Raw genomic sequence first — 8,353 nt, 5'->3', positions numbered from 1 at the left:
TGGGCCGTGAGCTGGGCGAGCTTCTCGGACTGGTCGGCCGAGATCAGGGCATCGATCACCTCGTCCAGGTCGCCGTTCAGGATGCGATCGAGCTTGTTGAGGGTCAGCTTGATGCGGTGGTCGCTCACGCGGTTCTCGGGGAAGTTGTAGGTGCGGATGCGCTCGGAGCGATCGCCGGTCCCGACCTGGCTCTTGCGCTCGGAGGCGTAGGCCGACTCGGCGGCCTGGACCTTGGCGTCCAAGAGGCGCGTGCGCAGAAGCTCGAGGGCGCGGGCCTTGTTCTGGAGCTGCGATCGCTCGACGGTGCAGGCGACCGCGAGGCCGGTGGGGACGTGGGTGACTCGGACGCCCGATTCGACCTTGTTGACGTTCTGGCCGCCGGCGCCGCCCGACCGGAAGGTGTCCCAGCGCAGGTCGGCGTTGTTGATCTCGATGTCCACCGCCTCGGCCTCGGGCAGCACGGCCACGGTCGCGGTCGAGGTGTGGATCCGGCCCTGGGCCTCGGTGGCGGGCACGCGCTGGACGCGGTGAACGCCCGATTCCCACTTCATTCGCGAGTAGACGCCGTCGCCCTTGATCAGCAGCGACGCCTCCTTGATGCCGCCCAGGTCCTGCTCCTGGAGGTCCATGACCTCGACCTTCCAGCCGCGGCTGTCGGCGTAGCGGGTGTACATTCGCAGCAGGTCGCCCGCGAAGAGGTTGGCCTCGTCGCCGCCCGCGCCCCCGCGCAGCTCGATGATGATGTTCTTGTCGTCGTTGGGGTCCCGGGGCAAGAGCTGGAGGGTGAGCTTGCGCTCCAGCTCCTCGATCTGGGGGGCGAGCTCCTCGATCTCGGCCTCGATCAGCTCGCGCAGCTCGGGATCGCTCTCGCCCTTGCGCATGGCCTGCGCGTCGGCGAGCTGCTGGGTGGCCGCCTGCCAGGCGTGGAAGAACTCGACGGTGACCTCCATGTCGGAGCGGGCCTTGGCGTACTTGCGCAGCTGCTCCTGGTCGGAGAGCACCGCGGGGTCGCTCAGGCGCTCGCCGAGGTCGTGGTAGGTGCGCTCCACTTCATGGAGCTTGTCGATCTGGATCTTTTCGAGCATGGTCCTCACCTTCGGTCGAATTCAATCCCTCAATTATAGCACCGCGACGCCCCTTGCGGACCCTGGAAGCCCCCCGGCGAGCCGGTGTGGCGGACCTTTCGAAGCGCATATTAAGAACAGGCCAAATTTTTCGTCACCAAGGGATTGACCGGGCCCTCGGGAGGCGATATAGTGGATCTTGTTCCAAGCGGATGTAGTTCAGTGGTAGAACACCTCCTTGCCAAGGAGGGGGTCGAGAGTTCGAATCTCTTCATCCGCTCTCAAAAATTTCATTTTCCCGCGGATGTAGTTCAGTGGTAGAACACCTCCTTGCCAAGGAGGGGGTCGAGAGTTCGAATCTCTTCATCCGCTCTAGGGGCCCCTCGCAAGAGGGGCCTTTTCTCTTATTTCCCCGCCCCACCGGGGGGCGGGGGAGCATGAACCGGAGGTTCGCATGAAGTTCCTGCACACCCGCCTCAAGGTGCGCGACCTGGAGCGCGCCATCGCCTTCTACGAGGCCAACTTCGGCTTCGAGGTCCGCGCGCGGCAGACCACGGGCCGGGGCTCCCGGCTCGCCCACATGCACCTGCCCGGCGGCGGGCCCGAGCTGGAGCTCGCTTACCTGCCCTGGGATCCCGACTTCTCGCTCGCCGAGGACATCTTCCACATCGCCTTCCTGGTCGACTCGGTCCTTGAGACGGTCGAGGCCATGCGCGCGCGCGGCATCAAGATCACCGAGGAGCCGCACCGGATAGGCTCCGGCTGGATGGCCTTCATCGAGGACCCGGACGGCTACGAGATCGAGCTGCTGGACCACACCGGTCCCCAGTAGGGCACCATGCTCAAGCACGCGCTGTACCTGGATCCCGACACCCTCAGGGTCCTTGACGTGCCCGCCTTCGAGGTCTGCCCCCGCGCGAAGGGGGTCCTCTGGATCGACCTGGAGGGGACGGACCGCGCCGACGTGGAGTGGCTGAAGGGCTGCTTCGGCTTTCACCCGCTCGCCCTCGAGGACTGCCTCCAGAGCGGCCAGCGCCCCAAGCTCGACCACTACGACGGCTACGCCTTCCTCGACTTCTACTCGGCCAGCTTCGACCCCGCGCGGGCGCGGCTGACGACCGAGGAGATCGACCTCTTCATCGGCGAGGGCTACCTGGTGACGGCCCACAAGGCGCCGATGCCGGCCCTCGACGAGGTGCGCACGCGCTGGCAGGAGTCCGCCGAGTCCGCCGGCGGCGGCGCGAGCTACCTGCTCTACCTGCTGCTCGACACGGTCGTCGATGAGTACTTCCCGGTGGTCGACAAGATGGAGGAGCAGCTCGAGGCCTTCGAGGAGATGCTGTTCGAGCGCTTCGAGCAGTCGGTGATCACCCGGATCTTCACCCTCAAGAAGGACCTGCTGCTCATGCGCAAGGTCGTGGCGCCGACCCGCGACGTGTGCCTCCTGCTGCTGCGACGCGAGAGCCACCTGATCGCGCCCGGGACCGCGGTCTACCTGCAGGACGTCTACGATCACCTGATCCGCGTGGCGGACTCCATCGACACCTACCGCGACCTGGTGTCGGGGGCGATCGATGCCTACCTGTCGGTCATCGCCAACCGCACCAACGACACCATGAAGCGCCTGACCTCCATCTCGGCGGTCCTGATGAGCGTCACCCTGGTGGCGGGCATCTACGGCATGAACTTCCCGCACATGCCGGAGCTCTCGTGGAAGTGGGGCTACGAGTTCGCCCTCGGCCTGATGATAGCGATCGCCCTGGTGCTGACCATCACCTTCAAGGCGCTGCGCTACTTCTGAGCGGAACGTGGTTTCGCTCAACGCCTTGCTTCCAGGAAGCCCCAAACTCGGCTTCGCCTCAAACAGTGGGGTTTCCTTCCGGCCAGACGTTTCGCTTCACCACTATCTGTTAGGTCCCGGGCACGAGAAAGGGGGGGAAGCCATCCGGCTTCCCCCCCTCGGGCGTTGGGTTTAGAGCGACTTGAGGGCGTCGACGCGGCCGTAGCCGTAGTGGATGTCGAAGGCGCCCGACATGCCGGCGGTGTGGGCCGAGGCCCCCTCGATCTTGGCCTTGATCTGGGCGGGGGAGAGGCCGGGGTTGGCGGCGCGCACCAGGGCGGCGAGGCCCGCGACGTGAGGGGTGGCCTGGGAGGTGCCGGTCATGTAGCAGTAGCCGAGGGCCATCTTCATCCCGTACTTCTCCATGCCGGCCTTGTTCTTCTCGTACTGGGTCAGCCCGGAGACGCGGTAGGTGGGGAAGCTGTTGAGGATGCTGTAGCCGGGGGCGGTCACCGAGATCCACTTGCCGTACTGGGAGAAGCTCGTGACCTTGTCGTTGATGTCGGTGGCGCCGACCGAGATGACGCCGGGGTAGGCCGCCGGGTAGCTCTCGGCGCCGGTGCCGTTGTTGCCCATGGCGGCGACGACCACCGCGCCCTTGCTCAGGGCGTACTTGACGGCCTCGGCGCCGGTCTTGGTCGCGCCCGGGCCGCCCAGGCTCAGGCTGATGACCGTGGCGCCGTGGTCGGCGGCCCAGCGGATGCCCTCGGCGACCGAGGCGTCGGAGCCCGAGCCGTCGGCGCCCAGCACCTTGATGGGCATCAGCTTGGCGCCGGGGGCCACGCCGATGTAGCCCTGCTGGTCGTTCTTCTTGCTGCCGGCGATGCCGGCGCAGTTGGTGCCGTGGCCCTGGTCGTCCGCGGCCGTCTTGCCGGGCTCGGCGGTGTTGACGCCGGCGACGAGCTTGCCGGCGAAGTCGGGGTGGGTGAGATCGAGGCCGGTGTCCACCACGGCGATGACCTGGCCCTCGCCGGTGGTCCTGGCGTGGGCGTCCAGCGCGCGGATCAGCTTGGGGCCGTAGGAGCCCTGGAAGTTGGGGTCCGCGGCGCGGTTGCGCGAGGCCTCGGCCGCATCCTCGAGGGTCTTGGGGATGATCATGCGGAAGTTGGGCTCGACGTACTCGACCGAGGGATCGGCCTCGACGCGCTGGATGGCGCGCTCCACGTCGCCGTCGGTCACCGCGTCGACCTCGACGCCGGGCATCTGGGTGAGGCGCAGGCGCTTGACGCCGCTGATCCTCAGCGCGGCGGCGTTGTCGCTCTTGCGCTTGACGATCAGCTGGGCCTGGCCGCCCACCGAGTAGACGTTGCTCAGGGCGACGGTCTGGCCGCCGCTGCGGATGGCGCTGCCGGTGTCGGGGACGCCGCAGCCGGCAAGCACGATGGAGGCGAGAGCGCCGAGGGCCAGGGAAAGACGGGTGGTGCGAAGCTTCAAGGCGAATCCTCCGATCAGGCAAGAGCGGTGCGACGAGGGTGCTGGATTCGTTATCGTGAAGATCGGGGATAGCTTGTCTTAAGAGTCGGTGAAGCTTAGGTGATCACCAGAGGCGCGGCGCCCGCGCTCCCTCGGGCGCGAACTGGACCGTCAGGCCGATCGGAAGCTTCGTGCCGAGGGCGCGGGCGACGCCCGCCTGCATGGCCCGGGGGGTGGGGCGCGCCTCGCGCCAGCCCACGTGCCCGTCGGGCCGGACCAGGGCGGCGTCTGCGCCCCTGGCGCGCCACGCCCGCCACAGCGCGCCCGTCGCGTCCCGGTAGTCGAGCGGGCCTGCTTCGCACGTGCTCGGCACGATCCGCACGATGCGCAGACCGGGGATGTCGGCCAGGAGCCCGGCGACGGCTTCGGTTTCCCATCCGGGCAGGCGCCCATCGTCGAAGAGCAGCAGCGCGGCCTCGCGCGCGACGAGATCGATCAGCCGGCTCCCCTGGCCCTTCACGTCTCGCAGCTCGCCGTCGGGCGCCCTCGCGCCGAGCCAGGCCCCTTGCCCGCTGATCAGCGGAGAGCTCTCGTAGCGCACGTCGAGCATGGTGGCCTTGGGGCCGAGGGCGCGGATGACCGAGGGCAGCCCGAGGAGCACGCGCAGGGCGCGGGCGATGCGCGCGCGCGCGGCCGCGCCGGGCAAGAGGAGCAGGCGGGTCAGGCGGTCGGTGTAGCGGTCCACGGTGGACACCACCTCCGAGCGCCGCTCGGCCTCGTACGAGGCGAGCAGGGCCTCCGCGTCTCCCCCTCGCAGGGCGCGCGCGAGCTTCCATGCGAGGTTGTGGGCGTCCATGATCCCGCTGTTCATCCCCTGGCCGCCGACCGGGCTGTTGAGGTGGGCCGCGTCGCCCGCGATGAGCACGCGGCCCAGCCTGAAGTGGGGGCTGGTGCGGCAGTGGATGTGGAAGACGCTCGCCCAGAACACCTCGGCCTCGCCGGGGCCGAAGATCGCCTCGATCCGTTCCTGGAGGGCCGCGGGGGAGACGGCTGTTGCCTCGGACTCGTCGGGGGCGAGGGTGCCGATGAGGCGCCAGCGATCTGGCGCGAAGCGCAGGCCCGCGACCAGACGACCGTCGATCGTCTCGAAGCGCGGCCAGGGCAGCGCGTTGCGCGCATCGCCCAGCCGCAGGTCCGCGAGCATGAGCCGGGTCGGGTAGGTCTTGCCCTCCAGGTGCCATCCCAGGCGTTCGCGCACCGTGCTGTGCGGCCCGTCGCAGCCGACCAGGTAGTCGCCTGCGACCTCGTAGGAGTCCCCTTCTCTCGGCACGACGGTCGCGATCACCCCGGAGGCGTCCTGCCGAAAGCCCGTCAGCTTCGCACCGAAGCGCACGTCGGCGAGGCCAAGCTCACCGAGGCGCTCGAGCAGGAGCGCCTCGGTCCGGTCCTGGGCGAGGACGAGGAGGCCCGGATCGCTCGTGAGGGCCGAGAGGATCGAGAGATCGACCGTCGCCTGCGGGGTGGGGCGGCCCGGCGTCCAGAGCGCGATCCGGGAGAGGAAGGTCCCCGCCGCCAGGAAGCGATCGCGCACGCCCCAGGCCCGGAGGATCTCGAGGGTGCGGGCGTGGCACCCCAGGGCCTTGGACTGGGTGCTGAGGCCCTCGTCCTCCTCGAGGACGATCGAGGGGATCCCGTGGTGGGAGAGGCCGAGGGCGAGCGAGAGGCCCACTGGCCCCGCCCCCGCGATGAGGACCCGATCCGCCATGGTGCGCCCTCCTGAAAAAACCACCGCCCGGAGACGGCGACGTCTCCGGGCGATGAAAAGTCCATTATCTCCTATTGCGGAGGGTGGGGCTCCCGTTCAGGACTTTCACCCTGGTGGCGAGAGGTCCGCCGAGTCCCGATCCTGGTATCCGGCCGAGGCCGGGCTCGGAACCGAGACCCTTTCTGGAGGATGGGGCTACTCTATCGCGGCCCCTGGAGGGTGGCAACAGGGGGGCTGCCCTAATTTATTCCCTCGTGTTTCACGTCGCCCCGCGGCACGAGGATGCGCCCCCAGCAAGCATCGAGCGGCAGCTCCAGACGCCCACCGGGACAATCGAAGGATTGCCGGTTCAGCACGTCCACCCAGCGCTCTGCCATGGCGGCGGGAAGATCCACCTCGATCCGCCGCGTCTCGCTCTGCGCGTTCACGGCCACCAGGGCGTGGCCCATGGGCCCCGAGCGGGCGAATGCGACTTGTTCGTGAGCCACGTGGAGCGCTCGGTAGCCGCCGTGCCGCAGCGCCGGATAGCCTCGGCGCAAGGCGGAGAGGCGCTTGAGCGTCGCGTGGAGCGCCGGGTAGGGCGCCTGCTCGCGCGAGCGTGCCGGCGCGAGCGCGGGCCGCAGGGCCGCATCGCTGCTCGCGCCCTTCTTTCCCTCGATCCCCCACTCGCTGCCGTAGTAGATCGAAGGGATACCCGGGACGGTCATCAGCAGCAGGTGGAGGGGGTAGAGGTGGGCGGGGTCGCGCAGCTGGCTTGCGATCCGCGCCACGTCGTGGTTGTCGGCGAAGGTGTAGAGCGAGAGGTCCCGGTAGATGCCCCGCTGGCCGAACTGCCGCTCGAGCGAGTGGGCGAGCTCGAAGTAGTTGCGGTCGTTGTGGCTGGAGTAGAGGCCCTTGTAGACCTCGTAGTTGGTCACCGAATCGAGCTCCGCCTCGGCGATCCAGTGCCGGTAGTCCCCGTGGATCACCTCGCCCTTGAGCCAGAAGCCGGGCTTGAGGGCGCGGCAGTGGCGCGCAAGGTCCCGCTGGAAACTGCGATCGAGCACGTCGGCCGCATCCAGCCGGAGCCCGTCCAGGTCGAAGGCCGTGATCCATGCCGTCACCGCCTCGAACAGGTGCCGCCGCACCTCGGGGTGTGAGACGTTCAGCTTGACCAGGTCGTAGTGAGCGTTCCAGCCCTCGTAAGCGAACGGATCGCCGCAGGGGCTCGCGCGCGAGAAGTCCAGGTGGAACCAGTCGCGGTAGGCGGAGGCCTGCCCCTTCTCCCTGACGTCCTTGAAGGCCCAGAAGTCCCGGCCCACGTGGTTGAGCACCGCGTCCAGCACCAGCCGGATCCCCTTCTCGTGCAGGGCCCGGCTCAGGCGCGCGAGGCCGTCTGCCGTCCCGAGCCGGCGGTCGACGCGAAAGTAGTCCGCGGTGTCGTAGCCGTGGGCGGTCGATTCGAAGACGGGGCCGAGGAACAGGGTGTCGATTCCGAGCTCCAGGAGCGGATCGATCCAGTCGTGCAGCGCGTCGAGTCGCTCGATCGGGGGCGAGGCGAAGTCGTTGCGGCCAGGCGCCCCCAGGCAGCCCAGGGGATAGAGGTGATAGATGAAGGCGTCGGTCGACCAGTGCATGGGGTCCTCCAGGGGCGATGTACCTACCGTTCGGTATAGGGTGCTTGCAAAATTTTTTAGGCGTAGATGCCGTAGCTGAACTGCTTCACGATGCCATGAACGAGCGGGCCGTCGTTGCGCTCCTGGCCTCCCCAGACCAGGGGCAGGAAGCTGTTGATGAGGCCGAGCAGGGAGACGCCGAGCCGCTGCTGCTTGCCGCGCAGGTTGCCGTGGCCTCTCACCGCGCGCACGAACACGTCCTCGACCAGGGCGAAGTGCCTCTGCAGCCGCGAGGCGGCGGCCTTGTGGACCGCGTTGTCGAAGGGGGCGTAGTAGGTTGAGAGCAGCAGCTGGTAGAAGGCGCGCTCGCGCGTGGCGAAGTCGAGGTAGACCGTCACGATCCGCTCGAGGGTCAAGGGCAGGTCGCCCTGGTAGTCGCAGGCGGCCAAAAGGGCCTCGTCGAGGGGACGCAGGCGCTCGTCGAGCAGGGTCTCGAAGAGGCCCTGCTTGCTCTTGAAGTGGTGGTAGAGCGTCGGCTTGGTGACGCCCGCGCCCTCCACGATCTCCTGCACCCCGACCGCGTCGTAGCCGCGTTCGGAGAAGAGGCGCAGGGCCGATTCGAGGACCAGGGTGCGAGCATCCATGGGTCGAATGGTACTATACCGGTCGGTATGTT

The 8,353-nt window shown here is 68.3% G+C and carries 7 protein-coding genes and 2 tRNA genes; 4 read left to right on the top strand and 5 right to left on the bottom strand.

Translation table 11 applies throughout. The features are described 5' to 3' along the window. On the bottom strand, nucleotides 1–1,085 hold a 1,085-nt coding region (gene prfA, locus V6D00_03355; GenBank protein HEY9898198.1), incomplete at its 3' end, for a peptide chain release factor 1. 187 nt (nucleotides 1,086–1,272) lie between these two features. On the opposite strand from prfA, the gene V6D00_03350 reads away from it, so the two are divergent. The 4 genes from V6D00_03350 to corA all read left to right on the top strand — a co-directional run bounded on the left by V6D00_03350 (nucleotide 1,273) and on the right by corA (nucleotide 2,865). Continuing rightward, nucleotides 1,273–1,344 (top strand) — tRNA-Gly (locus V6D00_03350). Between the two features lie 20 nt (nucleotides 1,345–1,364). After that, nucleotides 1,365–1,436, top strand: a tRNA-Gly gene (locus V6D00_03345). 82 nt (nucleotides 1,437–1,518) lie between these two features. Beyond that, nucleotides 1,519–1,896 carry a VOC family protein gene (locus tag V6D00_03340; protein ID HEY9898197.1) on the top strand — a complete coding sequence of 126 codons (378 nt, stop codon included), beginning with the start codon at nucleotides 1,519–1,521 and terminating at the stop codon, nucleotides 1,894–1,896. 6 nt (nucleotides 1,897–1,902) lie between these two features. Next, nucleotides 1,903–2,865, top strand: a complete 963-nt coding sequence (gene corA / locus V6D00_03335) for a magnesium/cobalt transporter CorA (GenBank protein HEY9898196.1) — start codon at nucleotides 1,903–1,905, stop codon at nucleotides 2,863–2,865. Nucleotides 2,866–3,036: 171 nt separating this feature from the next. On the opposite strand, the gene V6D00_03330 is transcribed toward corA, so the two are convergent. From V6D00_03330 to V6D00_03315, 4 genes are all read right to left on the bottom strand, one after another. Then, the gene (locus tag V6D00_03330) at nucleotides 3,037–4,338 is read right to left on the bottom strand and encodes a S8 family serine peptidase (protein HEY9898195.1); all 1,302 of its coding nucleotides are present in this window, start codon (nucleotides 4,336–4,338) and stop codon (nucleotides 3,037–3,039) included. 103 nt (nucleotides 4,339–4,441) lie between these two features. Continuing rightward, entirely contained in the window at nucleotides 4,442–6,082 is a 1,641-nt protein-coding gene (locus V6D00_03325; GenBank protein ID HEY9898194.1) for an FAD-dependent monooxygenase, read from the bottom strand. A gap of 239 nt (nucleotides 6,083–6,321) precedes the next feature. After that, a complete protein-coding gene (locus tag V6D00_03320; GenBank protein HEY9898193.1) occupies nucleotides 6,322–7,698 on the bottom strand; it encodes an alpha-amylase family glycosyl hydrolase in 1,377 nt (458 codons plus the stop codon). A 56-nt stretch (nucleotides 7,699–7,754) separates the two neighbouring features. Further along, nucleotides 7,755–8,321: a TetR/AcrR family transcriptional regulator gene (locus V6D00_03315; protein HEY9898192.1), complete on the bottom strand. Its 567-nt coding sequence runs from the start codon at nucleotides 8,319–8,321 to the stop codon at nucleotides 7,755–7,757. Nucleotides 8,322–8,353 lie beyond the last annotated feature (32 nt).

Source organism: Pantanalinema sp. (assembly GCA_036704125.1).
In the GTDB taxonomy this organism is placed as follows: domain Bacteria; phylum Cyanobacteriota; class Sericytochromatia; order S15B-MN24; family UBA4093; genus JAGIBK01.
Note: the sequence above shows the minus strand (reverse complement) of the source record. Positions and strands in the feature narration are given on the sequence as shown.